General features: G+C 69.7%; 25 protein-coding genes and 1 pseudogene. 11 read left to right on the top strand and 15 right to left on the bottom strand.

What is annotated here, in order from left to right:
• Window positions 1-76 precede the first annotated feature (76 nt).
• Both ASF71_RS20925 and ASF71_RS20920 read right to left on the bottom strand, forming a co-directional pair.
• A complete protein-coding gene (locus ASF71_RS20925; protein ID WP_056303743.1) occupies window positions 77-565 on the bottom strand; it encodes a hypothetical protein in 489 nt (162 codons plus the stop codon).
• Window positions 566-632: 67 nt separating this feature from the next.
• Window positions 633-2,864, bottom strand: coding sequence for a vWA domain-containing protein (locus ASF71_RS20920; RefSeq protein ID WP_056303741.1), 2,232 nt, complete (start codon window positions 2,862-2,864; stop codon window positions 633-635).
• A gap of 249 nt (window positions 2,865-3,113) precedes the next feature.
• Between ASF71_RS20920 and ASF71_RS20915 the strand changes: the two genes are divergently transcribed.
• A complete protein-coding gene (locus ASF71_RS20915) occupies window positions 3,114-5,126 on the top strand; it encodes a DNA gyrase subunit B (protein ID WP_056303739.1) in 2,013 nt (670 codons plus the stop codon).
• A gap of 77 nt (window positions 5,127-5,203) precedes the next feature.
• Entirely contained in the window at window positions 5,204-5,833 is a 630-nt protein-coding gene (locus tag ASF71_RS20910; RefSeq protein WP_056303893.1) for a cyclase family protein, read from the top strand.
• 4 nt (window positions 5,834-5,837) lie between these two features.
• Here ASF71_RS20910 and ASF71_RS23280 read toward each other — a convergent pair whose 3' ends face one another.
• Window positions 5,838-6,731 (bottom strand): DUF1517 domain-containing protein, encoded by an 894-nt coding sequence (locus ASF71_RS23280; protein WP_162243153.1) that lies wholly within the window; start codon window positions 6,729-6,731, stop codon window positions 5,838-5,840.
• A 111-nt stretch (window positions 6,732-6,842) separates the two neighbouring features.
• On the opposite strand from ASF71_RS23280, the pseudogene ASF71_RS20900 reads away from it, so the two are divergent.
• The 3 genes and pseudogenes from ASF71_RS20900 to ASF71_RS20890 all read left to right on the top strand — a co-directional run.
• Window positions 6,843-8,267 (top strand): annotated as a pseudogene (locus ASF71_RS20900) (circularly permuted type 2 ATP-grasp protein); the annotation flags it as partial.
• Between the two features lie 629 nt (window positions 8,268-8,896).
• On the top strand, window positions 8,897-9,850 hold the full coding sequence (locus ASF71_RS20895) for an alpha-E domain-containing protein (RefSeq protein ID WP_056303735.1): 954 nt from the start codon (window positions 8,897-8,899) through the stop codon (window positions 9,848-9,850).
• A gap of 221 nt (window positions 9,851-10,071) precedes the next feature.
• Complete coding sequence (locus tag ASF71_RS20890; protein WP_056303733.1) at window positions 10,072-10,896, top strand: transglutaminase family protein; 825 nt, start codon at window positions 10,072-10,074, stop codon at window positions 10,894-10,896.
• 64 nt (window positions 10,897-10,960) lie between these two features.
• Here the strand turns inward: ASF71_RS20890 and ASF71_RS20885 are convergent, their stop codons facing one another.
• The 5 genes from ASF71_RS20885 to ASF71_RS20865 all read right to left on the bottom strand — a co-directional run bounded on the left by ASF71_RS20885 (window position 10,961) and on the right by ASF71_RS20865 (window position 15,018).
• Window positions 10,961-11,515: a YIP1 family protein gene (locus ASF71_RS20885; RefSeq protein WP_056303731.1), complete on the bottom strand. Its 555-nt coding sequence runs from the start codon at window positions 11,513-11,515 to the stop codon at window positions 10,961-10,963.
• Window positions 11,516-11,698: 183 nt separating this feature from the next.
• Window positions 11,699-12,883: a mechanosensitive ion channel family protein gene (locus ASF71_RS20880; RefSeq protein WP_056303729.1), complete on the bottom strand. Its 1,185-nt coding sequence runs from the start codon at window positions 12,881-12,883 to the stop codon at window positions 11,699-11,701.
• 43 nt (window positions 12,884-12,926) lie between these two features.
• Window positions 12,927-13,958, bottom strand: coding sequence for a phosphate acyltransferase PlsX (plsX, locus tag ASF71_RS20875; RefSeq protein WP_056303727.1), 1,032 nt, complete (start codon window positions 13,956-13,958; stop codon window positions 12,927-12,929).
• The gene (locus tag ASF71_RS20870; protein ID WP_056303725.1) at window positions 13,948-14,553 is read right to left on the bottom strand and encodes an NYN domain-containing protein; all 606 of its coding nucleotides are present in this window, start codon (window positions 14,551-14,553) and stop codon (window positions 13,948-13,950) included. The genes plsX and ASF71_RS20870 overlap by 11 nt, the downstream gene beginning before the upstream one ends.
• A gap of 93 nt (window positions 14,554-14,646) precedes the next feature.
• Entirely contained in the window at window positions 14,647-15,018 is a 372-nt protein-coding gene (locus tag ASF71_RS20865; RefSeq protein WP_056303723.1) for a DUF309 domain-containing protein, read from the bottom strand.
• 247 nt (window positions 15,019-15,265) lie between these two features.
• On the opposite strand from ASF71_RS20865, the gene trxA reads away from it, so the two are divergent.
• Window positions 15,266-15,598, top strand: coding sequence for a thioredoxin (trxA, locus tag ASF71_RS20860; RefSeq protein ID WP_056303721.1), 333 nt, complete (start codon window positions 15,266-15,268; stop codon window positions 15,596-15,598).
• Window positions 15,599-15,660: 62 nt separating this feature from the next.
• On the opposite strand, the gene ASF71_RS20855 is transcribed toward trxA, so the two are convergent.
• The gene (locus ASF71_RS20855; RefSeq protein WP_056303719.1) at window positions 15,661-16,233 is read right to left on the bottom strand and encodes an alpha/beta hydrolase; all 573 of its coding nucleotides are present in this window, start codon (window positions 16,231-16,233) and stop codon (window positions 15,661-15,663) included.
• 51 nt (window positions 16,234-16,284) lie between these two features.
• Entirely contained in the window at window positions 16,285-16,560 is a 276-nt protein-coding gene (locus tag ASF71_RS20850) for a hypothetical protein (RefSeq protein ID WP_056303891.1), read from the bottom strand.
• Window positions 16,561-16,751: 191 nt separating this feature from the next.
• Between ASF71_RS20850 and ASF71_RS20845 the strand changes: the two genes are divergently transcribed.
• Window positions 16,752-17,714: an alpha/beta fold hydrolase gene (locus tag ASF71_RS20845; RefSeq protein WP_056303717.1), complete on the top strand. Its 963-nt coding sequence runs from the start codon at window positions 16,752-16,754 to the stop codon at window positions 17,712-17,714.
• A gap of 34 nt (window positions 17,715-17,748) precedes the next feature.
• On the opposite strand, the gene ASF71_RS20840 is transcribed toward ASF71_RS20845, so the two are convergent.
• The gene (locus tag ASF71_RS20840; protein WP_369815035.1) at window positions 17,749-18,453 is read right to left on the bottom strand and encodes a metallophosphoesterase; all 705 of its coding nucleotides are present in this window, start codon (window positions 18,451-18,453) and stop codon (window positions 17,749-17,751) included.
• Between the two features lie 224 nt (window positions 18,454-18,677).
• Here ASF71_RS20840 and ASF71_RS20835 point away from each other — a divergent pair, with 224 nt between their 5' ends.
• Window positions 18,678-20,042 (top strand): sodium:proton antiporter, encoded by a 1,365-nt coding sequence (locus ASF71_RS20835; RefSeq protein WP_082506275.1) that lies wholly within the window; start codon window positions 18,678-18,680, stop codon window positions 20,040-20,042.
• A gap of 101 nt (window positions 20,043-20,143) precedes the next feature.
• Window positions 20,144-21,046 (top strand): arginase, encoded by a 903-nt coding sequence (gene rocF / locus ASF71_RS20830; RefSeq protein ID WP_056303712.1) that lies wholly within the window; start codon window positions 20,144-20,146, stop codon window positions 21,044-21,046.
• A gap of 4 nt (window positions 21,047-21,050) precedes the next feature.
• On the opposite strand, the gene ASF71_RS20825 is transcribed toward rocF, so the two are convergent.
• Entirely contained in the window at window positions 21,051-21,578 is a 528-nt protein-coding gene (locus ASF71_RS20825; protein ID WP_056303710.1) for a hypothetical protein, read from the bottom strand.
• Between the two features lie 65 nt (window positions 21,579-21,643).
• A complete protein-coding gene (locus tag ASF71_RS20820; protein ID WP_056303887.1) occupies window positions 21,644-21,946 on the bottom strand; it encodes a hypothetical protein in 303 nt (100 codons plus the stop codon).
• Between the two features lie 103 nt (window positions 21,947-22,049).
• Between ASF71_RS20820 and era the strand changes: the two genes are divergently transcribed.
• A complete protein-coding gene (era, locus tag ASF71_RS20815) occupies window positions 22,050-22,973 on the top strand; it encodes a GTPase Era (protein WP_056303708.1) in 924 nt (307 codons plus the stop codon).
• Window positions 22,974-23,289: 316 nt separating this feature from the next.
• On the opposite strand, the gene ASF71_RS20810 is transcribed toward era, so the two are convergent.
• The gene (locus tag ASF71_RS20810) at window positions 23,290-24,159 is read right to left on the bottom strand and encodes a GNAT family N-acetyltransferase (protein WP_056303707.1); all 870 of its coding nucleotides are present in this window, start codon (window positions 24,157-24,159) and stop codon (window positions 23,290-23,292) included.
• A 386-nt stretch (window positions 24,160-24,545) separates the two neighbouring features.
• Between ASF71_RS20810 and ASF71_RS20805 the strand changes: the two genes are divergently transcribed.
• Window positions 24,546-25,127 (top strand): DUF4258 domain-containing protein, encoded by a 582-nt coding sequence (locus ASF71_RS20805; RefSeq protein ID WP_056303705.1) that lies wholly within the window; start codon window positions 24,546-24,548, stop codon window positions 25,125-25,127.
• Here ASF71_RS20805 and ASF71_RS20800 read toward each other — a convergent pair.
• Window positions 25,124-25,717: a PolC-type DNA polymerase III gene (locus ASF71_RS20800; RefSeq protein WP_056303703.1), complete on the bottom strand. Its 594-nt coding sequence runs from the start codon at window positions 25,715-25,717 to the stop codon at window positions 25,124-25,126. The two genes, ASF71_RS20805 and ASF71_RS20800, sit on opposite strands and share 4 nt — an antisense overlap.
• Window positions 25,718-25,749 lie beyond the last annotated feature (32 nt).

The raw sequence follows: 25,749 nt of genomic DNA, 5'->3' as shown, positions 1-25,749 counted from the left end.
CACGGCGCACCGGACGCCGGATGAACTCAAACTGACCGGAATCTCATCCGGAAAAGGACACCGCCGTCTTCAGGGCTCAGCCGCCAGTCACCGAATTGCCGGGAAACACCGCCACACGCGCGACCATGTACGCCACGCCGTACAGAAACAGGGTCACGACCGGCAGGTACCGCAGGCCCTTCTTGCGGTCGAGGATGCGCCCGGCAATGAGGACCTCGATGATGAACAGGCTCAGCAGCGCGAAGACCGCGTACATCCAGTGTTCGCCGTCGCGTTTGGCGTCCACCGGCAGGCCGTATTTGGTCAAGCCGCCCCCCACGTCGGTCGAACTGGGCACCTTGAGGCCGCCCAGGGCCAGCGCCACCCCGGTCACCGCCGGCAACAGAAAGGCGAGCCAGGTCACGCGCACCCACACCACGAACCCCGGCCGCACCTCGCCCTTCAGGGCCGGCGCGAGGCTCCACACGAACAGCACGAGCGTGATGAGGGTCAGCGGCGTGGTGATGAGGGGCACCGGCAACAGCGGGGGCAGGATGTACCCGTGAATGAGCCGCAGCAACTCCATACCCCGCAGCGTAGCGTGCCCGGCGCCCTGGCCGCAGGTCAGGTGACCCGGACCCGCCGGAAGCCGCTCAGCGTTCGGGCAGGCCGAGTTCGGTCTGGGGGGGCAGGTAGGTACCAGGGCGCAGCGGCTGCGGGTCCCCTACGCGGTTCAGGAGCAGGTCGGCGGGCAGATCGGCCAGCAGGATTCGCCCGGCCGTGACGCTCACCTTCAGGCCGCGCAGCGCCGGCGCGCCGAACGCCTCGCCCAGATCGGTGATCCCGGACGGCAGGCTCAGGGCGTGGGTGGCGTAGGGCCCGGCCACCTGCACGTTCACGCCGTCGGCCCGCAGGGTCAGCGGCAGCCCCAGGCCCACCAGCGACCCCAGCGGGGGGTGCGGCACGCGCGAGGCGTCGGCCAGCGCCACGTCCAGCAGGGTCCCGGGCCGCACGACGTCGCCGGGCCGCAGCAGCCGGCCGCTCTGGCGAACTTCGAGGTCGTCCGGCACGTGCAGCAGACGCAGACCGTCCCGGTGCTGCTCGGCGCGCACGCCGCTCAGGTGAGGGACCCGGGAGAGCAGGCCGATGTCGAAGGGCCCGCCCAGCGGCGTGGGAACGCTGCTCAGTTCGCCGCCCACCATGACGAGGGCCAGCGTGCGGTCCTCCTTGTAGGTCAGGCCCTCCACGGTGGGCACTGCTCCGGCCGCGAAACTGTGCCGCGCCGCAGGGACGGCCGCGCTCCGCGGGGCGGGACCTCCGCTGCCCGCGCCGCGCCGGCGCCGCAGGGCCAGGGCCGCCAGGGCCAGCAGCAGCGCCCCCCCCAGCACCCACAGGCCCCAGCGCGGGGCGCCGCGGGGCGCCGCCGGACCGGTCGGGGTGGCCCCGGCCTCCGGCCCCTCTCCGACCGGGGTCAGCACCACGGTCTGGCCCGCTCCCGCCTGCGGTCCCGCGAATACCCCCGGCAGCGCCAGCGTCTCACCGGAAGCGAGGATGAGCCGGGCGGAGACCTCCTGACCTGTGGGACTCTGGCCCGCTTCAGCGGCGCGGCGCAGGCGCACGGTGAACTCGTGCGCGCCCGGCTGCGTCTCCAGGGCCGTCTCCAGGCCGGCGGCAGCCCCCCCCGCGTCGCCGGGCAGCTCCAGCCGCGCGCCCGTCAGGTCGGTGCCGGGCGAGACACGGTAGCGCAGCACGGTGTCCTCTCCAGGCGACAGCGTGCGGTCGGCTCCGGGGTTGAGCCACTGCCAGCGCGCTCCGCCGGCTGCAGCATTCACAGGAGCGGCGGCCTGTACCGCGCGGCCCCCTGACCCGGCCGCGGAGTCTCTGCCCAGCACCCCGCGCACCCAGGCCAGCCAGCCCTGCGGAGCGGCGGGCTGCGGCGGCAGGTTCAGGGTGAGCAGCACGCGCTGGGGCGGCAGGCCCTCCAGAGCGGTGCCAGTGGTGGACGCAGCGCCCGCCGGCGCGGCGCACAGCAGCGCCGCCGTGCCCTGCGGCACCTCCACCCGGACAGAAAGCCGGGTCAGGCCGCCTGAGGCCTGTAGCTGGGCGAGGGCGATCTCCGCGCCCCCCGGCCCCCCGAGCTGCAACGGCGTACCGTCGGGGTAGGGAGCCGGCACCTGCGCGGGGTCGGTGACAGTGACCGGCACGGTGCCGCGTACGCGGCTCAGGTCCGGCACGGTGCCGACCGGCAGACTCAGGCCGCGCGCGTAGCCGCTGCCCGCCAGTGCCGAGACCGCCTCGGCGGGAATCTCGGTGCCCAGGGCGAGATAGGTCAAGCGGTCGAGGGCGCCGCGCCCCCGGAAGGCCGCGAGCGCCTGCGCCGCGCTGACCCGGCGCCGGGGATTGTTGTCGATGCCGTCCGTGAGGAGAAACACGTCGGTGAGGTAGCGCTCGCCCCCGGCCAGCGGCGACAGGGCGTCGCGCAGGCTGCGGTACAGGTAGGTGTTCGAGCCGTCGGCGCGCAGAGCCGCGAGGTCCCGCGCGAAGGTATCGGCGTCGGCGGGCAGCGCGTAGCCCCGGCGAGTGCGCAGGCCGCCGTCGAAGGTGATGAGGTCCACACGGTCCGGCCGGGCCGCCGCCACGTAGGCGCTCACGCTGGCCTTGACCCGGCCGAAGATGTCGGCCCGACCGTCCCCGATGCCGCGCATGCTGCCGCTGGTGTCGAGAACGAACACGGCGCGCGTGAGGGTGGGCAGCGTACCGGCAGGCAGGGTGCAGGACTCGGCCGCCGTAGGCGTGGGGACGGGAGCCGCCGGCGAGGCAGCCAGGGCGAGGCTCCCGCACAGCAGCGCGGCGGTGAGACGGAAGGACAGGGCGGCGCGGGGCATCGGCCCCCTATTGTGCCCCCTGACGGCGGGATGCGGAAGCGGAGCGCGGGGCGAGGCGCCCCCCGGCTCCGCCCCGCGCAAATCACCCCACCTATTCTGTCCACTACAGAATAAATTTGACCGTTTTCAACCTTCGGAGTATACTGAGGGACCGCTGGAAAGGCGGCCCAGTGCGCGTCTTTCCCCCGATTGACCCCCCTTGAATTCTCTGGACCAGGACCACCAGTACCAGGGTGGCCGAGGAGATCCATGACCAGAACTGACGAACCTTCCACCGTGACCGAGCTGACCGCGCAGGCCGGCCCGAGCGCCGACTACACCGCCGACCACATCACCATGCTCGAGGGCATGGACGCCGTACGCAAGCGCCCCGGCATGTACGTGCAGGGCGGCACGGGTGTGGACGGCTACCACCAGCTCCTGACCGAGATCATCGACAACGGCATCGACGAGGGCCTCGCGGGCTTCGCGACCGAGGTGCGCATCACCATGCACGCCGACGGCAGCGCCTCGGTGATCGACGACGGGCGCGGCATTCCGGTGGACATCATGAAGTCCAAGGGCCGCCCAGCCATCGAAGTGATCTTCAGCGAGCTGCATGCGGGCGGTAAGTTCGGCCAGGGCGCCTACAAGGTGTCCGGCGGCCTGCACGGCGTCGGCTCGACCGTGGTGAACGCCCTCTCGACCTTCCTCGACGTGCACGTCAACAAGGGCGGGCGCCTGTACCACATCCGGTTCGAGAAGGGCGTACTGGCGACTCCCCTCGAAGACCTCGGCCCCACGCCGGACGACGTGACGTGGGCGACGAGCGTGGCCTTCCTGCCCGACCCGGCCATCTTCAAGGAGTTCGACAACCAGTTCGACTACTCGCGCATCCGCAACCGCCTGCGTGAACTGGCGTACCTGACCGGCCTGAAGATCGTCATCTGTGACGAGCGCACCGAACTGCACGGTGGCGAGATCAAGCAAGAAGAGTTCTTCGAGAAGGGCGGCATCGCCAACTTCGCCCGCGCGCTCGTCACCGACGACACCAAGCTGCTCTATGACCAGCCCATCGTGATGCGCGGCCGGAGCAACGACGTCGAGGTCGAGGTGGCGTTCATCCACGCCAACACCTACGCCAGCGACAACATCCTGACCTACGCCAACATGATCCGCACCCGCGACGGCGGCACGCCGCTGACCGGGTTCAAGACGGCGTATACCCGCATTCTGAACAAGTACGCCCGCGACAAGAACATGATCAAGTCAGGCAACCCCGTGCCCAGCGGCGACGACCTCCTCGAAGGCATCTACTGCGTGGTGTCGGTCAAGCTCGGCGAGCCGCAGTTCGAGTCGCAGGCCAAGGTCAAGCTGCTCAACAGCGAGGCCCAGACGGCCGTGAACGCGGTGGTCGGCGAGAAGTTCGCGGAGTTCCTCGAAGAGAACCCCAAGATCGGCAAGACGATCGTCGAGAAGGCCGCCGAGGCTGCCCGCGCCCGCGAGGCCGCACGCAAGGCCCGCGACATCGTGCGCCGCAGCAACCCGCTGGACAACGAGGACCTGCCCGGCAAGCTTGCCGACTGCTCGTCGCAGGATCCCTCGGAGAGCGAACTGTTCATCGTGGAAGGCAACTCGGCCGGCGGATCGGCCAAGGGCGGACGTGAAAGGCGCTTCCAGGCGATTTTGCCGCTGCGCGGCAAGATCCTGAACGTGGAAAAGGCCGAGCTCAACAAGATCTTGAAGAACGCCGAAATCCGCAGCCTGATCGGCGCCATCGGGGCGGGCGTCGAGGGCACGGGCGACCAGATGCACTTCGACCTCTCGAACCTGCGCTACCACAAGGTTGTGATCATGACCGACGCCGACATGGACGGCGGGCACATCACGACGCTGCTGCTCACCTTCTTCTTCCGCTATATGCGGCCTATCGTCGAGCAGGGCCACCTGTACATCGCGCAGCCGCCTCTCTACAGGATTACCGTGGGCCGCGAGAAGAAGGGCACCTACCTCTACAACGAGGAAGAGCTCAAGCGGCATGTGGCGCAGGCCACCCGTGACGGGCGCAAGTACGAGATCCAGCGCTTCAAGGGGCTGGGCGAGATGAACGCCGAGCAACTGTGGGAAACCACCATGGACCCCGAACGCCGCGTCCTCAAGCGTGTGAGCATCGACGACCTGATCATCGCCAACGAGATCTTCGACGCCCTGATGGGCAACGACGTGGCCCCGCGCAAGGAGTTCATCCGCGAGAACGCGAGGTTCGCCGAAATCAGCGTCTGAGCCCGAACTGCACCCAGGCCCGCCCGGCAACGTGGCGGGCCTTTTTTCTTGCTGCCCGCTATCCTGCGCGCATGCCCATGCAAGACATCTCGCGTCTGCTCACGCCCGGCCACCCCACCTGGCCCGGCGACGCCCCCTACCGCCTGACCCCGGTGGCCCGCATCGCCCAGGGCGACAGCGTGAACACGGGCGAGCTGGCGACGAGCACCCACACCGGCACCCACGTGGACGCGCCCTGGCATTACGACGACGCGGGCGTGCGTCTGGACGAGGTGCCGCTGGAAGTGTACGTCGGTCCCTGCCAAGTGCTGAGCGTCACCCCGCAGGACGGCTACGTGACTCCCGACGCCCTGGCGGGCCTGCCCGACGTGCTGCCGCCCCGGCTGCTGCTGCACACCGGGCAGCCCGCCCACTGGGACACCTTTCCCGAGGACTTCACGGCCCTGACCCCGAGCTTCGTGCACGAGATCGCCCGGCGCGGCGTGCGCCTCCTGGGAACCGACTGCCCCAGCGTGGACCCGATGACGAGCAAGACCCTGGAGGCCCACGCGGCCTGCCGCGAGACCGGCGTCCTCATTCTGGAGGGCCTGAACCTCAGCGCCACGCCCGACGGCGACTACGACCTGATGTGCCTGCCCCTCCCCCTGGCGGGCGTGGACGGCGCCCCGGCGCGGGCGGTGCTCCTGCCCGCCGGCACGCTGGCCTGAGGCTTCAGAGCTTGCCCAGGTCCGGGTATTTGCCGAGGGCCTGGTTGTCGGTCAGGAACTCGCCGGGGGTGTCGGGGCTCCAGATGACCTGCACCTCCTCGATGTTGCCCTTCTGGGCCAGTTCCTCCAGCACGGCCCGGAGCTGTTCGGCGTTCTGGGGCCCGGGGGGCAGGGCGCGCAGGGTGCGGGTCGTGACAGCCCCGAGCGACACGGCGAAATACAGCGGCGCGCCGTCTGCCCGCGTGGAGGTGTCGGCCTGCACCTCGGGACCGTCGTCGCGGCCGTCCTGCTGGTTGCTCGTCGTCTCGACCGTGAAGGCGGCGCGGGCCAGGACGGCGAGGGCCGCGAGCCGGCGGGTCATGGCGCCGGAGCGGCCCCGTTCGACGACCGCGTGTCCGTAGACCCAGTCGGGGCTGGCCTTCAGGGTCGCCCGGACAGCCTGCCGGAACATCTCGGGCAGCTGGCCCGCCGCGTCCGCGTCGGCGCTGCGGGCGATCTTGCCGATGCGGCGCTGCAACTCGGGCGACTCGGCGAGCAGCAGCTGCACGAACACCACGCTGCGCGGCACGAACAGGCTGAGCGCCAGTTGCCATACGAACACCAGCAGGAACACGGCCGCCCCGGCAAACACGAGCACGAGGAAGACCTCGACCACCCAGTCGGGCACACTGTCGTCTGGCGAATCCGTGCCCGGGGACGCCGTCCCTGACGATGTGGAGGACCGCGTTCCCGACGACCCCGAGAAGGTGGACCCCGACGAACCGGAGCCCGAGGAGGACGAGCTGCCCCCGGTCGAGCCGCCGAAACTCCCCCCACTCTGCGCCGTGACCGGAGACGCCAGAGCCAGGGCAACGAACAGCAGGGCGGCACACAGCCGGCGCAGGACACGGAGTTTCACTGGGCCGAGCATAGCGGGCCCTGACCGGCGCCGGGGCTGTCTGGCGCCGTTCTGGCGCGGCCCACGGCGGGGCCGGTATCCTGAAGTGACCGCACGACATGGGGAGGCGAGATGAGGTACGAACCGGGCAACAGGTTTTACGACGAGATGTTTACCCCAGAGGGGCAGGTTCGGCCGCATTATCAGGGCGCGCATGACTACATAGACCGGCTGGGCACAGCAGAATTCAGCCGGCGACACGAACTGCTGGACATGGCCTTCCGCAACCAGGGCATCACCTTCACGGTGTACGGCGACGCGCTGGGCACCGAGCGTACCTTTCCCTTCGACCCCGTGCCGCGCATCATTCCGGCAAGCGAGTGGGCGCATGTGGAGGCCGGGCTCAAGCAGCGGGTCAAGGCCCTGAACGCCTTCCTGGGTGACATCTACGGCAGCGCGCAGATCCTGGGCGACGGCGTCATTCCGGCCGAACTCGTCTACACGTCCTCGCACTTCCGGCGCGAGGTCCACGGGGTCAAGGTACCGCAGGGCATCTATACCCACATCGTGGGCACCGACCTGATCCGCGACGAGCGCGGCGAGTACCTCGTACTCGAGGACAACCTGCGCTCGCCGAGCGGCGTATCGTACCTGCTCGCCAACCGCCAGGCCATGACCCGGATCTATCCGGGCATGTTCGAGGACCAGGGCGTGCGGCCGGTGGGGCACTACGCCACAGCGCTGCTCTCGCTGATGCGCTCAATGTCGCCGCGCGACCGGGGCACCGTGGTCGTGCTGACGCCGGGCATGTACAACAGCGCGTATTTCGAGCACGCCTACCTCGCCCAGCAGATGGGCGTGGAACTCGTCGAGGGCCGCGACCTGTTCGTGGACGGCGGCCGGGTCTGGATGCGCACGACCGGCGGCCGGCAGCAGGTGGACGTGATCTACCGCCGCGTGGACGACGACTTCCTCGACCCGCTGGCCTTCCGGCGTGATTCGGCGCTGGGGGTCGCGGGCCTCGTGGACGTGTACCGCCAGGGCCGCGTCGCCATCGCCAACGCCATCGGCACCGGGGTCGCCGACGACAAGGCCGTGTATGCCTACGTGCCCGACATGATCCGCTACTACCTGGGCGAGGCGCCGATCCTCAATAACGTGCCTACCTATTTGGGCTGGAACGCCGATCACCTCGAACACATCCTGGCGAACGCCGCCGAACTCGTGATCAAGGCGGTCGGCGAAGCGGGCGGCTACGGCATGCTCATCGGGCCGGCAGCGACGCGCGAGGAAGTCGAGACCTTCCTGGTCAAGGTGCGCGCCAACCCGCGCGAGTTCATCGCCCAACCGGTGGTGGGGCTCTCGCGCCATCCCACCTTCTACCCCGACTCGCAGGAGTTCGAGGCCGCGCACATCGACCTGCGGCCCTACATCCTGTGCGGCCCGCAGGAGACGACCATCGTTCCCGGCGGCCTGACGCGCGTGGCGCTGCGCCGGGGCAGCCTGGTCGTCAACTCCTCACAGGGGGGCGGCAGCAAGGACACCTGGGTGCTGGAACACGACGGCCCCGCCGCGCCCCAGGGCATGAGCCAGATCATGCACGGCGACGCCCTGGGCACCCAGAGCCAGTCGCAGAGCCAGTACCAGGGCGGCTTCGGCTCGGTGCCCCTGGGCCTGGGGGGACCGCAGGGCCTGGGCGGCCAATCGCAGAGCCAGACCCAGACCGGCGGCGGCAGCCAGAGCCAGTCGCAGTCCCAGAGTGCGCCCCAGGCCCAGGGCGTGCGCCACGACCACGCCCTGGGACACCTGACCCCCGGCATTCAGACCGGAACTGTGTCCAGCGAGGACGAGGCGCCCGAGCGCTCCGCAGCCGTGCGCCGCGCCCAGGAACACGCCGCCGAGCAGGCGCGGGTCGCCGCCTACGAGCAGAGCCAGGTGCAGTACCTCGTGCAGACGGACGGCAGCACCCAGACCGGGCCTCAGCCCCGCCAGGAGCAGTCCGGCGAGACTCCGGCCAGCACGCCCGAACCGGCGCCGCTGCGCCAGCACTCCTATCAACAGGAAATGGAGAAGGAGGAACTGGCCCCTGAGCCGGACCGCGCGCCACACGCCGAAGGCACGCCGGGCCAGCACTCGTACCAGCAGGAACTGGAAAAAGGCACCCTGAACCAGGGAGAGGAGAACTGATGCTGCTGCTCTCGCGCCTGGCCGAGAACCTGTTCTGGATCGGGCGGTATATCGAGCGGGCCGAAAACACCGCCCGGCTGCTGAACGTCAACTACTACGCGACCCTGGAGACCGCCGGGCGAGCCCGCGAATACTGGATGCCGCTGCTGGAACTCACGGGCGGCGACACCGAACTGCGCGCCAAGTACGGCCGCCTCGACGCCCGCGCCATCAGCTCGTGGCTGGCCTTCGACCGCGACAATCCCAGCTCCATCGCCAGCAGCGTGGCCCACGCCCGCGAGAACGCGCGCGGCCTGCGCGACCGCCTGCCCAGCGAGATGTGGGAGACCCTGAACCGCAGCTACCTGAACCTGTGCTTCGGCAACGAGGCGGTGCTCGACCGCGACGGCCTGTTCGAGTACTGCGCCGCCGCCCGCGACGCCTCGCAGTTCTTTTTCGGCATCGCCTTCGCCACGTTGCCGCGCGACGAGGGCTGGTCGTTCCTGCGGGCCGGGCAGATGCTCGAACGCGGCGACAACACCCTGCGCGTGCTGCAGAGCCGCTACCGCGGGATCGACGCCAGCCTCGTGACCGACCCGGCGGGCCGAGCGCTTCAGGAACAGCGCTGGGTCAGCGTGCTCAAGGGATCGAGCGCCTACGAGGCCTACCGCAAGCGGGTCCACACCGGCATCGACATTCACCGCATCGGTGAGTTCCTGCTGCTCGACGAGTATTTTCCCCGCAGCGTCCGCTACAGCGCCGAGAACCTGTTCGAGGCCCTCTCGCAGATCGAGCGTTGTCATCCCGGCCAGCATCCCGAGATCGCGCGGCTGGCGCGGTGGCTGGTGGCGCGGCTGCAATACTCGCGCATCACCGACATTCTGGGGGGCGAGGACCCCTCGCTCGAAGAGTTGCTGGGCGACTTCAACCGCGTGGGGGCAGCCATCAACGCGGCCTACTTCCAACAGGAATAGGCGGACCATGCGCCGTGCACTGCGGACCCAACTTCGTCCGTCCGGGCACGGTTTCCGCGTCCAGTGGAGCAGAACAGTGAACAACTCCTGCCACCGCGCGCGACTCGTCTGAACTGTATGAACACGCCGTCCCGGCAAACGTGCCAGACTGCCCGCGTCAGAAGAGGCCCGGCCGAGGCCTGCCCCCTGGGGCACTCCGCCGGGCTGCCAGAGGCCCCTGTATGCGCTGCGAGATCCGGCACACCACCGAGTACCACTACCCCAAACCGGCCTGGGATTCCTTCAATCAGGTGCGGCTGCACCCCATTCAGGAGGTGCGGCAGACCCTGCGTTTCTTTCACCTGAACGTGACGCCGGACGCTGAAGTGACCTCGCACAAGGACTACTTCGGGGCCATCGTGCACCACGTTCACGTTCACGAGCCGCACACGCATCTCCTGATCGAGGCGCAGGCGCTCGTGGACACCCACCCCGTCACCCTGCCGCTGCCCGCCCCCATGAGCGTGCTGCGCGGCGTGCGCAGCCACCACACCGAGTTTCTGGTGCCCAGCCCGCGCGTGCCGTCCGGGCCGTGGCCGGAGCTGTTCGGCGTCGCGCGCCCCGGCCCCGACGACGACCTGCCCGCCTTCCTGATGTCGCTGACGACCACGCTCTACCGCATGTTCACTTACGACCCGGGGGCGACGGCCGTCAATACGCCGCTGGCCGAGTTCGCGCAGCTCAAGCGCGGGGTGTGCCAGGACTTCACGCACGCCATGCTGGGCATCACACGGCAACTGGGGATTCCGGCGCGCTATGTCAGCGGGTACCTCTACAGCGGCGGCGAGATGCTGGGAGCCGAGGCCACCCACGCCTGGGTCGAGTGCCTGATTCCCGGCTACGGTTGGCTGGGCTACGACCCGACCAACAACTGTCTGGCCGGCGAGAAGCACATCAAGATCGGGCATGGCCGCGAATACAGCGACGTGTCGCCCGTACGCGGCACGTACTACGGCGGCGGTCAGGGCAAACTCGACGTGGCGGTTCACGTCTACGGTGAGCAGTAATGAGCAGCACAGGAAAGGAAGGGGGCAGCCGTGCTGGCTGCCCCCTTCCTTCCGTGCCCCGACCTCAGAAGACGACGGCGAGCACCAGCCCGACCACGAAGTACGCCAGGCCCGAGAGGACCAGCGTCACCACTGAGCTGACCGGATCGCGCAGGTTCATGCTCGACTGCGCGGCGAGGTAGCCGAAGTAGATCATGGCGACGGCGATGACCAGACCGGCCAGCCAGCCCAGGATGGGAATGATCCCGATCAGGGTGCCCAGGATGCTCAGGGGCACGTAGAACAGCGCGAAGGAGTAGGCCACCTCGGGGAAGGTGCCGGTTCCCCGGAACAGCGAGCGCCCGATGAAGTACACCAGCCCCGTGAAGGCGAAGAACTGAAGCGGAATACCGATCAGGCGGCTGAAGAACTGGGTCAGCGGGTTGACACCGCTGTGGAAGATGCCGAAGAAGCCCGCGATGACGGCCGACACCAACGCGGCCAACACCACGTACAGCAGGGCCTGGTTCAATCCGCCCCGGCGCTCGAAGCGCTCGAAGGTCTGCGGACTGGGCTGCACGAGAACGGCGGTACTCTGGGCGAACATGTCCTGGATCTGGGCGGTGGAGGAGCGGGTCATGCTCCACAGTACGCGAAAATATCCACAGAGTTTCCAGGGGGCAGCGCTGGGCAGACCTTGGGGATTTCCTGCCTTCCCGGCCCCCTGGCAGCCTCTTCCGGGGACCGGGAAAACCCTGGAGCCTCGGGGGCTCCGGTCGGCGGGTCGCCGCGGGGCTCCGGCCCAGCAGCGGGACCTCACGGCTCAGGTCAGCTCGCCCTCTTCGGGTTCGCGGGTAAGCGAGGGCTGGACCGGGGCCTGGGAGCGGTTCTGGCCATCCAGACTGCCGTGGTCCCTGGGCGCGCGCACGAGCCGGATCTCCAGGGGGCGGTCGCCGAAGGTCACGCCGCGCTGGGGCGAGGGAATCTCGATGCCCTGCTCGTCCATGGCGATCTTGATGCGCCGGTTGAACTCGCGCCCGATGGCGTATTGGCTCTTGGGCTGCACCTTGAACAGTGCGCGCAGGGTCACGCCGTCGGGCGCGAGCTGCGTGACCCCCTGCTGCTCGGGAGCCTCCAGAAAAAAGCCGTTCCACTGCTCGTCTTTGTAGATCTCGTCGCTCACGCGCTCGAGTACCTTCAGGGCGTCGTCGATATTGGCGGTGTAGGTCACGTCCACGGTGGCGACCACGCGAGACCAGTCCTTGCTGCTCACACTGACCGTGTTGATCTGGCCGTTGGGAATGATGTGCACCGTGCCGTCCATCGCGCGCAGGGTGGTCACGCGCAGGTTGAGCCTCTCGACGCCGCCCGAGAGCGCGCCGCCGTTGACCGTGATCACGTCGCCCACCCCGTACTGGTCTTCGAGCAGGATGAAGAACCCCGTGAACACGTCGCGCACGAGGCTCTGCGCGCCGAAACCCACCGCCAGACCCAGGACCGAGACGCCCGCGAGCAGGCTGTTGGCGTTGATGCCCAGCGCCTGAAGACCCGCGATCACGCTGATGATTGCAATGGCGACCTTGAGGGTACTTTCGACCGCGCCCTTGAGGGTCTGCACGCGCACGCTGCGGCGGTTGAACTCCTGATCCGGCACGACCCGGCGGCTGACCAGCCCGACGAAATTCCAGGCGATGAGCGCCAGTGCCACGATGACCACTGTCTGCCCCGCGCTGTTGCGGAAGCCCCCCATGATGTCCTGGCCAAGATCGAACAGCACCGGTACGTTGGGCAGATACGCGACGTGCGTGGCGACCGAGAGCCAGCCCACCACGACCGTCAGCATCCAGAGTGCGCGCAACCCCAGTGTCAGTGGACGGCTCAGGTGCGGTTCGAGGCGGCGCAGCACCGTCCGCCCGAAGCGGAACAGGGCGTAGGCCACGAGCAGGGTAATCGCCAAGCCGATCCAGACCTGCGGCTTGGCGAATTGGGTTTGAATCTGTTCCCACATGAGCGCCAATCTCTCATGAGACAGTGAGGGTTTGGCGTAGGGCTCAGTCCTGGGAGGCGGGAGCCGCGAGCGCCGCTTCGAGGCGCGAGATGAGCTGCGCCTCATGGGCACGCTCGGCGCGCAGCAGGGCGTTTTTGACCGCGCGGGCGTCGGCGCTGCCGTGCCCGATGAAGGTCAGGCCGCGCACGCCCAGCAGGATGCTCGCGCCGTAGGTACTCGGGTCCATCCGCTCGGCCAAGCCGCGCAGCGCGCCCCGCACGAGCAGGCCGCCGACCTTGCTCTTCAGGGTGCTGCCCAGGGCCTCGCGCACCCAGCCGAAGAGCACCTTGGCCTCGCCCTCGGCCAGCTTGAGGACCACATTGCCGGTAAAGCCGTCGGTCACGACGATGTCGGTGGTGCCGCGCAGGATGTCGCGGCCCTCAACGTTGCCGTGAAAGTTGACCCCCTGCCCGTGCGCCGCGCGCAGCAGGCCGTGGGCCTCGACGACCAGCGCGCTGCCCTTGTGGTCCTCCTCCCCGATGGAGAGCAGGCCGACTGTGGGGTTTTCCCGGTCCTCGACCACCCGCAGGTAGACGGTCGCCAGCCGCGCCCACTGCGCGAGGTAGGCGGCCTTGACGTCGGCGTTGGCGCCCACATCGAGCAGCGTCGTGAACCCTCCCTGCGCCGGCAGGTGCGTGAGGATGGCGGGCCGGTCCACGCCCTTGATGCGGCCCAGGGTGAGAAGCGCCGACGCCATTGTCGCGCCGCTGTGGCCCATGCTCACGGCGGCGGCGGCGCGGCCCTCCTTGACCAGGGCCGTGCACACGTTGATGCTCGCCTCGCGGCGGCTGCGCACGTCGCTGGCGTGATCGTCCATCCCGATCACGTCAGCCGCCTCGACGACCTCGATGGGCAGGGCCGCGCTGCCCGTGTGCTTGCCCAGCTCGGCGTGCAGGGCCACGCGGGGGCCGACGAGCAGCACGCCCACGCCGCCGCGCGCCGCCTGCACCGCGCCCTCGACGTTGGGAGCTACCCCGTGGTCGCCGCCCGCCGCGTCGAGCGCGATGGGCAGGCGGACCGGAGCCTCAGCGCTCATCGCCCCCACTCAGGGCGGCCGAGGAGGCGTAGAAGGGACGCTGGGCTTCCCGCTGGGCGTCGCTGCCGCGGCCCGACTCGCTGGGCAGGCGGTAGCCGGGGCGCTCGACCTCGGTGCGGATGTCCTTGAAATCCACGTACTCGTCGGCAGCGTTGCGCAGTTCGTAACTCGTCATCTCGGGAATGCAGGCGACGACCACGCGCTTGCCGCGCGCGCGCAGGGCCTCGACAGGGCGCTCGAAGTCGCCGTCACCCGTCAGGAGCACGGCCACGTCGTAGCGGTCGGCACCGGTGAGCAGGTCAGTCACGAGTTCGATGTCCAGGCTCGCGCGGCGGTAGGTGTCGCCGTGTTCGTCGGTCGCCTCGCGCAGCGGCCGGGTGCGCACCGTGTAGCCCATGTAGGTCAGCGCGTCGATGAAGCGCTTCTGCTTGTCGTCCATGGGCATGGGCACGGCCGTGTAGTAGAAGGCGTTGTGCAGCGTGCCGTAGGCCGCGAAATGCTCCAGGATCTTGCGGTGGTCGAAGTTCCAACCGAGGCGTTTGGCCGCCGCGTACACGTTGGCGCCGTCAATAAAGAGTGCAATACGTTCTGTCATGGGAGTCTCCGGAACTGCGGCCGCCCGTCCGGGGGCCACCACGCAGGATACCGGATCACCGGCCAGGGGCGACAGTCCGCGGCCCACCCAGCGTCAGTCCGGCGCGGCGCCCGGCCGGGCCAGCACCGGGCCCCGCAGCTGAGGCCGCTGCCCCGCAGTGTGCAGCGCGGCCCACACCTCGGCCCGCAGGGCGACGAGGTCTACCCCGCCGTACTCGCCGGGCAGAGAGTCCAGATACGCCCCGGCCTTGTAGAAGTTGCGGTGGGTCTCGCTGCCCATCTTCCAGCGCTTGTGGAGGGCGGCGGCGAGCAGAATCAGCGCCTGGACGAAGCGGCGCTCGTCGCCCGACGCGCGCATCCACTCGGCCTCCCAGGCTTCGTGGGCCTCCCACCACTCGCCTGCCCCAAAGAGCTCTGCGCCGCGCCGCAGTTCGGGCCGCAGCTCCGGACAGAGCCCAGTCCTCATGCGTCTTGCGCCGGGAACCTGAACCACCCGGAAGGGCGCAGGGTCGGCCCCGCGGGAAGGCCGGCCGGCCTGTCCTGCCCCGGCCAGACTTCCTCCGTGACCGCTGGGAGCGCGGGGCGGGTCCTTGGACTCATGGCCGCAGCATAGGCGCGATTGTCGCCCCGCACACGCGGAGTTAAACCTCCGCTTAGGGCCATGCCCATGCATTCCCTATCTCCAGGTAGGCCCGCAGGTGTAGAGTCGGGGCATGAAGCCTGTGGAACTCACGGATACCAACTTTACGAACGAGATCAGCGAGGGCCTGACCCTGGTCGACTTCTGGGCGCCCTGGTGCGGTCCCTGCCGTATCATCGGGCCGGTCATCGAGGAGCTCGCCGGCCAGTACGAGGGCCGCGTCAAGGTGGGCAAGGTCAACGTGGACGACAACCCCCAGACCTCAGGCCAGTTCCGGGTCATGAGCATCCCCACGATGATCCTGTTCAAGGACGGCCAGCCGGTCGAGGGCATGGTCGGCGCCCAGCCCAAGCGCGCCTTCGAGTCGCTGCTCGACAAGCATCTCGAACCCGCCGCCGCCAACTGAGCCTTCACTGAACAGGGCCGCCCACCTTCTCTCGGGGGCGGCCCTTTTGCTGCGCCTCCGGGTCAGAAGCGCACGATGTCCGGCGGCGTCCAGGCGTGCAGGGCCTCGGACAGCAGAATCTCGCCGTCGGGCCAGGGGCCGTGTCCACTGGCGATGTTGATGTGCCCGACCTCGCCGGCCGAGACGTACTCGGCCTCCCAGGCAGCGGCGAAGGCCTCGGCGCGCTCGGCACTCACGTAGGGGTCGTTCTCGCTGGCGACCACCAGGGCCGGAAAGGGCAGCGGCGAGAGGGGGAGCGGGGCCATCGCGCACACCGCCGGGGCGAGCTGGCTCATGTCGGCCTGCTCGGGGTCGGTGGGCGACACGAGCAGCGCGCCGCGCACCCGTTCGTGGCCGCCGTACAGGCTGGCCCAGTGCACGATCGTCAGCACGCCGCAGGAATGCCCGACAAGCACGAGTTCGCCGGGGGTCGCTCCGATAACCTCCTGCAGGCGATCGGCCCAGGCCTGGGGAGTGGGGGCGTCGGGGTCGTCCTGCTCGACCCAGGACGCGCCGTACTGCTCCTGCCAGAGGCGCTGCCAGTGGCCGGGGCCGCTGCCGCCCAGGCCGGGCACGATCACGAGGTGGGGGGTCATGCCCGGTACTCTATCCCGGCCCCGCGCCGCCCTCTCCCCCACCCGTTCCCCCTATGCCTCGCCGGGAACATGCACGCTGTCGATCTGCACGCCGTAGCGCAGCAGCACGGTCTTGAGGCGCTGCATGGCCTGCACGGCGGCGGCGCGGTCCCCGGGCAGGAAGGCCAGCGTGAGGCGGGCGCTGTGGCCGGGACGCGGTTCCTGCGCCTGCACCTGAAGGGGCCTGGCGAAAGCGGTGTCCGTCATCACGTCGCGCAGGATGCGGGCGAAAGTCAGCTCATCCACGCCGTCGAGCGTGAAGGCGATGCCCTGGCGGGAAGAAGTCATGCGGGGCAGCATAGTACAGGGGCGAGCCGGAGCCGGTCCCTGCTGGGAAGCCGGGAGGCCGCGCGCTACGGCCGGTCTGCGGCGCCAGAAAAACGCGGCCCCGGCACGGAACAGTCCAGGACGGGCAGTAGGCGTCCAGAAAGGCACGCAGACCTCTTCATTTTCAGGGTGACCTCCCTAGAATGCCGGACATGACCGGTTTCGACCCCGACGCTGCCCCGACCGACCCTGCCCACGAGGACGACACCTTCTTCGAAGAGCGCCTGAACGGCGCCGATCTCTACTTCGAGGTGGTGGGCCCCCCCGAGAGCCCTGACCCGGCGCTCGTCTTTCTGCACGGGGGACCGGGCTACAACAGCTACTCCTTCCGCTCGCTGTTCGGTGACCGGCTGGCCGAGGCGATGCCGGAGCGCCGGGTCGTGTACCTCGACCAGCGCGGGGCGGGGCGCAGCGGTCCCCTGGAGGACACCGACCAGGGCGGAGACACCCTGGACCTCGATACCCTGGTCGGTGACCTGGAGGCCGTGCGTGAATTTCTGGAGCTCGACCGCATCGTGCCGCTGGGCCACGGCTTCGGGGCACTGATCGCACTGGAGTACGCCCGGCGCTACCCGCTGCGGGCGGCGCGGGTCATCGTCGTCAACCCCTGGGTGCACTTCCCTGGGCTTGCTCTGACCCTGCTCGAAGAAGCCTCGGCCCTGAGCGGTACGGAAGTCGAGGACCCGGCCGACGACGTGCGCTCCGCGTCGGCGGACGGCGAACACGCTCCGGTGGGCGCCGCGCGGATCGAGGCGGCGTTTTCGCGCCTCAATGCTCGCGACCTGCTCAATGCGCTGCAGTTCCGCGATCCCCAGAGCCGGATGCACCTGGAATTCGCCGATACCGAGGGCCAGCTCATTGGCGGCGGGGAGGTGCAACAGGCCCTCGTCAACCAGGGCCTCTGGGAATTCGAGTACCCGCCTTTCCTGCAGGAGATCCGCCGCCCGGTTTTCGTGATCGCGGGCGCGCACGACCGCACGAGCTACCCGGAGCAGGTGGGCTGGGTGGCCGACCTCGCGGGCGGCGACGTGACGGTGCTCGACACCGGCCACTATCCCTGGCTCGACGACGAGGACGCCTTTGCCGAGGCGCTCGAAGAGGCCCTGACGCGCTGAACCACCCGGCAACGGGAGAGGCGGCCACAGCGGTTCAGCCGCCGGCCTCCCCTCCCCCGACCGGCACGTCCAGGACGTGATACCCGTAGGCGTTCACGACCCGGGCGCCACTGGCTTCGTCGGTGTAGTCGAATTTCTTGCCCTCGTACTCATGGATGTGACCGTGGACGACGAGCCGGGGCCGGCGGCGCAGCATGAACCGGTTGAGCTCGGCGCAGCCCCGGTGGGCGTAGTCGCTGCCGGCGTGCGGTCCCTCGGGCGGCGCGTGCGTGAGGAGGATGTCCACCCCCCGGCGCGCCTTCCAGGCAAGTCGCCCCAGCCCCCAGCGGGCCTCGCGGTCGCTGTACTGGCCCTTGCCGCCCACGCGGTAACGCGGCACGCCGCCCCACCCGGCGACGCGCAGTCCGGCGGCCTCGACCACGCGGCCATGCGCCGCCACGACGCCGCGGGGAGGGACCCGCTTGTCGTCCTCGGTCACGTACTCGTTCTCGTGGTTGCCGTGAACATACACGACCGGCACCGGCAGCTTGCTCGCCAGAAATTCCAGGTAGGACCCGGACAGGTCGCCCGCCGCCAGCACGAGGTCCACCGCCGGCAACCCCTGCGGAAAGCCCTCGCGGTACACGAAAGGGTGCGTGTGGTCGGCCACCACGAGCACCCGGCGCGTGGGCACGCGGTCCAGTGACGTGGACCCCGTGAGGGCGGGCGAGGGGGGCTGATCGGAAACAGGCTGGGTCATGACAGAGACAGGAACGGCCAGAACGCCGGCCGGAGCCGGACCGGAAACGCTTGAAGGGGCGCTGGTAGGAGAGGGATCGCCGGGAAGCCGGGCGCCCGGTGTCTGGCCGCTGCTGACCCGGAGCTTAACCCGCGCCGGCCCACGAACGACTTTACGCGGCATTGAGGCACGGGCAGCACCCCTGGTGCCCGGTACACTGCCTCCACGATGAGCCCGCGTCCCCGATGAGTCTGCCTGCCCTGGTCGCCCTGCTGTTCACGCTGACGGCGCTGCTCAGCGCGCTCAATGCCCGCTTTCTGCGGCTGCCGCCGACCATCGGGGTGCTGCTGGGCGGGCTGATGCTGGCGGCGGTCGTGGCGGCGCTTGGGGCCCTGGGCGTGGCGCAGGCAGCCGGGGTACGCGGGCTGCTGCTGGCCGTGCCCTTTGACCGCCTGGTCATGGAGGGCCTGCTCAGTTTCCTGCTGTTCGCCAGCGCCGTGCAGACGGACGTTGGGGCGCTGCTGCGCGAGCGGGGCATTATCGCCGGGCTGGCGGTCGTGACTACCCTGGTCACCATGCTGACCCTGGGCGGCGGGTTGTACCTCGTGACCGGCTGGCTGGGGCAGCCGCTGACGCTGGCGCAGGCCCTGCTGTTCGGGGCCATCGTCGCGCCGACCGACCCGGTGGCGGTCATGCCGCTGCTCGAGCGCGCCGGAGTGCCCGAGCGGCTGCGCGCCCTGGTCGCCGGCGAGAGCCTGTTCAATGACGGCGTGGGGGTGGCGGCGTTCACGGTGCTCTCGGCAGCGGCGGTCGGCGGGGCGGCGGGCACAGACGGCCCGCTGGACGTGGGCCGCATCGGCGCCCTGCTGGCGCGCGAGATGCTCGGCGGCATCGTCCTGGGGGCGCTGCTGGGCGTCCTCACGGCGCAGCTCACCCGGCTGGCACGCGATCAGGCGACCGCCGTGCTGCTCTCGCTGGCGCTCGTCACGGGCGGCTACGCGCTGGGCGAACTGCTGGGCGTGTCGGCCCCGGTGACGGTGGCGGCGGGCGGCGTCACCCTGATCCTGCTCCTCCGGATCGGCCGGGCGCGGCGCAAGGAGGCCGGGCGCCTGTCGTTGCAGGAGGCGCGGGACACGGCGCGCATCCGCAGCTTCTGGGAGGTGCTCGATCAGGTGCTCAACGCCGTGCTGTTCGTGCTGCTGGCCCTGGAGGCACTCGTGGTTAACCTGCGGCCCGAGCTGCTGGGGGTCGGCGTGATCGTGGCCGTGCTCAGTGTCGCGGCGCGCGGCCTCGGGGTGTGGCTTCCCCTGACCCTGTACCAGACCCAGGCGCAGCGGGCAGGACCGCACAAACGCCAGGTGCTGAGCGCCCGGCGCCTGAACCTGCAACCCTTCGCGCCCTATACCCGCCGCCTGATGACCTGGGCCGGCCTGCGCGGCGGCGTGGCGCTTGCCCTGGCCTTCAGCCTGCCGGCCGGCGAACTGCGCGACCGCCTGCTGTTCCTGACCTACGTGGTTGTGCTGTTCAGCCTGCTGGGCCAGGGCCTGACCGTGCCGCTGCTGGCCCGCCGGGCTGTGGCCGCCGACCCCGGCCCCGGACCTTCAGCATGAATATTCAGCCGCATAGCCCGCCGGCCGCGCCAGGAGCCAGCCGGGCGAAATAATGTTGCAGAGCTGAGGCATACGCCGTCCCAGGCCCTAAGCTCCTATACATGGACATCTCTATTCTGGGCATTCCGATGGACCTGGGGGCCGGACGACGCGGCGTGGACATGGGACCCTCTGCGCTGAGAAACGCGCACCTCGCCGCGCGGCTGCGCGACCTCGGACACGTGGTCAGCGACCTGGGCGACGTGGACGTGGCCCTGCCCGAGACGCTGGACAAGCACGCCCACAGCGGGCTGGCCTTTCTGGACCCCATCCTGGCGGCCTGCCGCGCCACCGTGGACCGCCTCGCCGCGCTGCCGGCCAGCACCTTTCCGGTCACGCTGGGGGGCGACCACAGCGTCAGCATGGGCACCGTGACCGGCGGCGCGCTGCGTGGGGGCACCGGCCAGGGCGCACGTACGGGGCTGATCTGGGTGGACGCCCACACCGACTACAACACGCCGGGCAGCAGCCCCAGCGGCAATGTCCACGGGATGCCGGTTGCTCACCTGACCGGTCTGGGTGACGCGCGCCTCGCCGCACTGGGAGGCGGCTGGCGCGTGCACCCCGAGGACGTGGTCATGATCGGTATCCGCAGCGTGGACGTCCACGAGCGCGAGCTGCTGCGGGAAGCCGGGATCAAGGCCTACACCATGAAGGACGTGGACCAGCTCGGCATCACCCGCATCCACGAGGAGACGATGGAGCGGCTGGCCCACACCGAGCGCCTGCACGTCTCCTTCGACGCAGACGCCCTGGACCCCGCCGTGTGCCCCGGCGTGGGCACGCCCGTTCCCGGCGGGCTGACCTACCGCGAGGGTCACCTCCTGATGGAGCTGCTCTCGGAGTCGGGCCGCGTGACCGGCCTGGACATCGTGGAGGTCAACCCAGTGCTCGACACCCGCAACCAGACTGCCGAGATCATGGTGGGCATGGCTGCCAGCCTGCTGGGCCAGCGGATTTTGTAGGGCGTCAGCGAATTTCGACGGCGAGGGGCACAGTTCCCGTGGAGGTCCCGTCCGAGAAGGTCAGGTCAGCCACTTCCAGGCCGCGCTTCGCCTGGGCACTCGCCGTCACCTTGAGCAGCACGCGCATTACGTTCTGGTAGCTGATCTGGACATAGTCACCCGAATGGGTGGTCCGGTCGACTGGTCTGGCGATGGTCGCGCGAACCAGCGAGACCTGCACCCCCGCCGGCAGCCCGCTGGCGCTCATGCGCAGCCAAGCCGCCTCAGCTTCGGGACCAACGACACTGACCTGGTCGCTGTACACCGAGCTCCCGAAATTGATCTTCAGTTCCTTGTAGCGCGTGTCCGAAACTCCCAGCGCCCTGCCGGGGTAGGTGTACTGGGCGTACACGGTCTGCCCCGGCGCGACCACCGTCGCGTCGTCGGTATCGCTGTGAACCACGGGGCTGTAGCTCTGGCTGCCCGTCTGGGTGGGGGCACAGGCGCTCAGGCCAAGGGCGAGGAGGGTCAGGGCAGATACGGCAGCTTTCATGGGTCCACCCTACTTCAGACATGAAGACCGGATGAGCAGATGTGTCGGCCCCACGCCGCCCGGTTTCACACCGGCAGACTGCGCGGCACCCCGGAGAGATAGGGGGCAGCCGCCTCGAACCCCTCCAGCGCGCCGGGAATGAGGCGCCAGTCGTCGTCCTCCCGCGCCGCGCGCCCGTCCCTGACCATGCGGTTGAGCTCGGCCTCGACGCGCTGCCCAACCCGGCGCAGGGGCATCGCGGCTACGTCTTCCACGCCCGACCATTCCAGAAAAGCGCGGTGGAAGTCGGGCAGGGCGTCAAGGCCCACACGCGTCTCCAGGTCACGCCACGAGAGGCCGGGGGCAGAATCGGGCTGAGGAGTAGGCATGCCCTGTTGTAACGCGGCGAGGCGGGGGTCCGCGCGGTCCATTCCCTTCATGCGCGCCGGCCAGGGCACGGTCGGGTGCGGCGGGCCGTGAGACAATACAGGGATGACGGACCTCTTTCCCACGCCCGGCGAAACCCAGACCCATTCGGGGTTCGTGGCCATCGTCGGCAAGCCGAACGTCGGCAAATCCACCCTGCTCAACGCCTTTCTGGGCACCAAGGTCGCCCCGACCAGCCCCCGCCCCCAGACCACCCGGCGGGGCGTACGCGGTATCTACACCACCGAAGACCGGCAGCTCGTGTTCGTAGACACGCCGGGCGTGCACAAGCCCAAAGACGCCCTGGGCAAGTACATGAACAACGAGGTCCACAGCGCCCTGGCCGATGTGGACGCGGTCGTGTGGGTCGTGGACCTGCGCCACCCGCCCACCGACGAGGACCGTCTGGTGGCCCACCAGGTGCGCGACCTGCCCAAGCCCCTGTTTCTGGTGGGCAACAAGACCGACGCCGCCAAATACCCCGACGAGGCCATGAAGCTGTACGCGGCGCTGCTCGAAGGCCGCACGGCCGACCTGAGCGAAATGAGCCTCTCGGCGCAGAACAGCACCGGCAGTGTGGCGGCGCTGCGCGAGCAGATTCTGGAACTGCTGCCCGAGAACCCCTTCTTCTACCCGCAGGGCGGCGCTTCGGACCAGTCGCGCGAGATGTGGGCGGCCGAGATCATCCGCGAGGAAGCCATGAAGAAGCTGCGGGACGAGCTGCCCTACGCCGTCGCCACCCGCGTGAACACCTGGACCGAGCGCCAGGACGGCCTCCAGCGCATCGAGGGCGAGATCGTGGTCGAGAAGAACGCCCACAAGGGCATGGTGATCGGCGCGGGCGGCAAGCAGCTGCGCGAGATCGGGCAGGCGGCCCGCAAGCAGCTCGAGGTCTTCCTCAACCGCAAGGTCTACCTGGGCCTGGAAGTCATCGTGATTCCCGGCTGGCGCGAGGACGAGGAAGCCCTGCGCGAACTGGGCTACGAGTAAGAGCGGAGCAGGGCCGACCCGCACCTCTCAGGCGGGCCGGACATGTCGGGCACTTCCCCGGCATGTCTTTTTGCTGTTTCAAGCCTCTGCAGTCGCTCCTCGCTGGGCTCATGGGAGCCCGGGCTGCGCCGCCACGCTACCGGGTTCACGCCCGCGTGCCAGGTCACGGGGAGACGTCCTGGGCGTGAAGGCCGTGACGAACCCCTTCGGGGAGGAGGATGGCAAATCGACCGACTACCGGGACGTGAGGTGGGCACTTCCCGAGAAGACGGCCAAGTCCGACAGCATGTTCCGACTCTGGCCACGCCAGACGATTTCAGGCCTCCTCCTCGCCCTCCAGCAGATAGGTGACGATGCTGCGGCAGTGGGTCATGCCCGCGCGGGCGTACAGGGCGCGGGCCGCGCGCATGTGGTCGTGGGCGCGGGCGCGCAGGGTGCGGACCTCGGGAAAGAGGGTCAGCTCGGCGGCGCTGAGGTGCAGCAGGGCGCGGCCCAGCCCCTGACCACGCTCGGCGGGATGCACGGCGATGTGCGTCAGGTCGGCGCGGCCTTCTTCGGGGCACAGTTCCATCTCGGCGAAGGCGACCGCCTGCTCGCCGCGCCACAGCACCAGCAGGCGCACGTCCGGCCGCGCGCAGTGGGCGTCGTACTGCTCGGGAGTCCAGTCCAGGCGGCCGGCCCAGGTGTCCTCGGACGCCCGGTACAGCCAGCGGTACACCTCGAAGGGCAACTCGGTCCCCAGCAGGTGACCCTCCGGCGTGCGCGCCGCGCGGGCCAGCCCCGAGACCGGCGCTCCGTAGAAGTCGGTGGTGTGCATCGGCGTCAGGCCGGCGGCCTCCAGCGCGGCGCGCACCGGAACGTTGTCGCGGGCGCAGAAGGCATAGACCGGCAGGCCGTCGGCGCTCTGCACCGCGCGGGCCGTGAGTGCCCCGAGGGCCAGTGCGCCGCCCGGATCGGCCAGCGGGCCTTCGAGAACGAGGCCGCCCCGGAAGGGCGAGAGCGCGCAGTAGGCCAGCACGCCGTCCTCGCCCTCCTGCACGAAGCACAGGCTGTCCTCGCATTCGAGCTGAAATTCGTTCAGCGCGCGGGCATCGGGCGCGAACACTTCACGCTCGGGGGCGTCGTCCATCCAGTTCAGGAGCGCCAGCACGTCGGGAGCGTCATGGGCCTGCATCGGGCGAATCATCCTGGACCTCCTGTAGCAACGGGAGAAGTCGGAGGGGCGACCTGCGAAAAAGGAAGAAGGGTTCGGTGAGCCCAGCCTAGAAGCTGCCCGGCGTCACTGTCTGCCCGGAGCGTCACCGCGCGCGGGGGCGGCGCTGTGCTATGCTCCGCATATGCCCTGAATAGGGTACGTCGCCTGCCTCCCCGTCAACACGAAACGCGTGTTTGAAGGGGCCTTTTCTTTTTTGGGAAGGTGGCGTGCGGCGCCCGACCAGGAAACGAGGCCGTGGGGCAGGAACTTCTTCGGGAGGTGTCGCCGTGACCAGATCGTCCAGCAAGCCAGGCAACCCCGCTGCGCCCCGACAGGCGCAGTCCCAGAAGGCCGCTCCGTCCGCCTTGAGCGCGGCGGTGCAGACCGGCCACGACCTGTTGACCCTCCGGGCTCAGCTGTCCCGCGCCGAGAAGGCGGCCCGGCGCGCGCCCACCCCGCCGCCCGCCCCCAGCGCGGCGCGCCCCACACCCCTCAAGCCGCAGCGCGAGGTCGAGCTCGACGGCGTCGCCACCGACGATTTCAGCCTGTCGCGGGCCCACGCGCGGCTGCGCGACGCCGTGTACGACGCCCGCTACCACATCTGCGACCACGCCACGCAGCACGCCCGCGCCGAGGGCTTCCTGGAGCACGACATCATGACCGTGCTGCTCTCGGGCCGGGTGCGCGCCGTCTATCCCGAAGACCGGCGCTGGCTCGTGTGCGGCTATTTCGAGGCCTGCGGGGTGCGGCTGCCGCTCCACGTGGTCGCGCAGCACTATGTGGGCGGCCACGTGGACATCGTGACGGCCTTCGTGCCCAAGCACCCACACCACATCATCAGCCGCGCCCGGCTGGCCGTGATGCTGCGCTACGACGACGAACGGGTCCGGGTGCGTACGGCCGCGCCCGGCAACCGCCCCGGTTACCGCAGCAAGGGCCGCTGGAAAAAGAGCGCCTAGCCCCGTCTGGCCGGCCCCCGCCGCGCGGCGGGGGTCTGTCCGCCGGCCGCCTGCTCCTGACCGAGCATCTCCACGAGGCGCAGATAGGCCTGCGCCGTCACCTGCACGTCTCCAAAACTGCGGTGGCGGCCTCCCGGCGCGAATTCCAGGCCCAGACGCTCGGCCAGCACGGTCAGGTTGTGGGCACGTTCGCGCGGAAAGGCGCGGCGCGAGAGCTGCACAGTGCACAGCTCGGCGGCCGGTTTCCACAGCAGGCCGTGGCGGGCGGCGCCCACACGCATGAACCCCGCATCAAAGCCGATGTTGTGCGCCACCACCGCCGAGTCGCCCACGAAATTGAGGAACTCGGGCAGTACCTCGGCCAGCGTGGGAGCGCGCTCGACCATCTCGTTGCTGATGCCGTGGACCTGCTGCGCGCGCCAGGGAATGAGCAGCCGCTCGCCCCCCGCGCCGGTGGGGCGCACCAGCGTCTCGTACTTCTCTTCCTCGGCGATCCGGCCGTCCACGACCCGCACCGCGCCGATCTCGACCACCGCGTCGCGCTCGGGCGAGAGGCCGGTCGTCTCCAGGTCGAACACCACGACATTCACGCCCCGAGCATAGCGCCGCCGCCCCTGGGCCG

It is taken from the genome of Deinococcus sp. Leaf326 (assembly GCF_001424185.1).
Classification (GTDB): Bacteria; Deinococcota; Deinococci; order Deinococcales; family Deinococcaceae; genus Deinococcus.
Note: the sequence above shows the minus strand (reverse complement) of the source record. Positions and strands in the feature narration are given on the sequence as shown.

Bases quoted from the DNA above. Each gene is read 5' to 3' on its own strand.
- ASF71_RS20925 (WP_056303743.1), bottom strand. From the start codon at position 565: ATGGAGTTGCTGCGGCTCATTCACGGGTACATCCTGCCCCCGCTGTTG.
- ASF71_RS20920 (WP_056303741.1), bottom strand. From the start codon at position 2,864: ATGCCCCGCGCCGCCCTGTCCTTCCGTCTCACCGCCGCGCTGCTGTGC.
- ASF71_RS20915 (WP_056303739.1), top strand. From the start codon at position 3,114: ATGACCAGAACTGACGAACCTTCCACCGTGACCGAGCTGACCGCGCAG.
- ASF71_RS20910 (WP_056303893.1), top strand. From the start codon at position 5,204: ATGCAAGACATCTCGCGTCTGCTCACGCCCGGCCACCCCACCTGGCCC.
- ASF71_RS20895 (WP_056303735.1), top strand. From the start codon at position 8,897: ATGCTGCTGCTCTCGCGCCTGGCCGAGAACCTGTTCTGGATCGGGCGG.
- ASF71_RS20890 (WP_056303733.1), top strand. From the start codon at position 10,072: ATGCGCTGCGAGATCCGGCACACCACCGAGTACCACTACCCCAAACCG.
- ASF71_RS20885 (WP_056303731.1), bottom strand. From the start codon at position 11,515: ATGACCCGCTCCTCCACCGCCCAGATCCAGGACATGTTCGCCCAGAGT.
- ASF71_RS20880 (WP_056303729.1), bottom strand. From the start codon at position 12,883: ATGTGGGAACAGATTCAAACCCAATTCGCCAAGCCGCAGGTCTGGATC.
- plsX (WP_056303727.1), bottom strand. From the start codon at position 13,958: ATGAGCGCTGAGGCTCCGGTCCGCCTGCCCATCGCGCTCGACGCGGCG.
- ASF71_RS20870 (WP_056303725.1), bottom strand. From the start codon at position 14,553: ATGACAGAACGTATTGCACTCTTTATTGACGGCGCCAACGTGTACGCG.
- ASF71_RS20865 (WP_056303723.1), bottom strand. From the start codon at position 15,018: ATGAGGACTGGGCTCTGTCCGGAGCTGCGGCCCGAACTGCGGCGCGGC.
- trxA (WP_056303721.1), top strand. From the start codon at position 15,266: ATGAAGCCTGTGGAACTCACGGATACCAACTTTACGAACGAGATCAGC.
- ASF71_RS20855 (WP_056303719.1), bottom strand. From the start codon at position 16,233: ATGACCCCCCACCTCGTGATCGTGCCCGGCCTGGGCGGCAGCGGCCCC.
- ASF71_RS20850 (WP_056303891.1), bottom strand. From the start codon at position 16,560: ATGACTTCTTCCCGCCAGGGCATCGCCTTCACGCTCGACGGCGTGGAT.
- ASF71_RS20845 (WP_056303717.1), top strand. From the start codon at position 16,752: ATGACCGGTTTCGACCCCGACGCTGCCCCGACCGACCCTGCCCACGAG.
- ASF71_RS20840 (WP_369815035.1), bottom strand. From the start codon at position 18,453: ATGACCCAGCCTGTTTCCGATCAGCCCCCCTCGCCCGCCCTCACGGGG.
- ASF71_RS20835 (WP_082506275.1), top strand. From the start codon at position 18,678: ATGAGTCTGCCTGCCCTGGTCGCCCTGCTGTTCACGCTGACGGCGCTG.
- rocF (WP_056303712.1), top strand. From the start codon at position 20,144: ATGGACATCTCTATTCTGGGCATTCCGATGGACCTGGGGGCCGGACGA.
- ASF71_RS20825 (WP_056303710.1), bottom strand. From the start codon at position 21,578: ATGAAAGCTGCCGTATCTGCCCTGACCCTCCTCGCCCTTGGCCTGAGC.
- ASF71_RS20820 (WP_056303887.1), bottom strand. From the start codon at position 21,946: ATGCCTACTCCTCAGCCCGATTCTGCCCCCGGCCTCTCGTGGCGTGAC.
- era (WP_056303708.1), top strand. From the start codon at position 22,050: ATGACGGACCTCTTTCCCACGCCCGGCGAAACCCAGACCCATTCGGGG.
- ASF71_RS20810 (WP_056303707.1), bottom strand. From the start codon at position 24,159: ATGATTCGCCCGATGCAGGCCCATGACGCTCCCGACGTGCTGGCGCTC.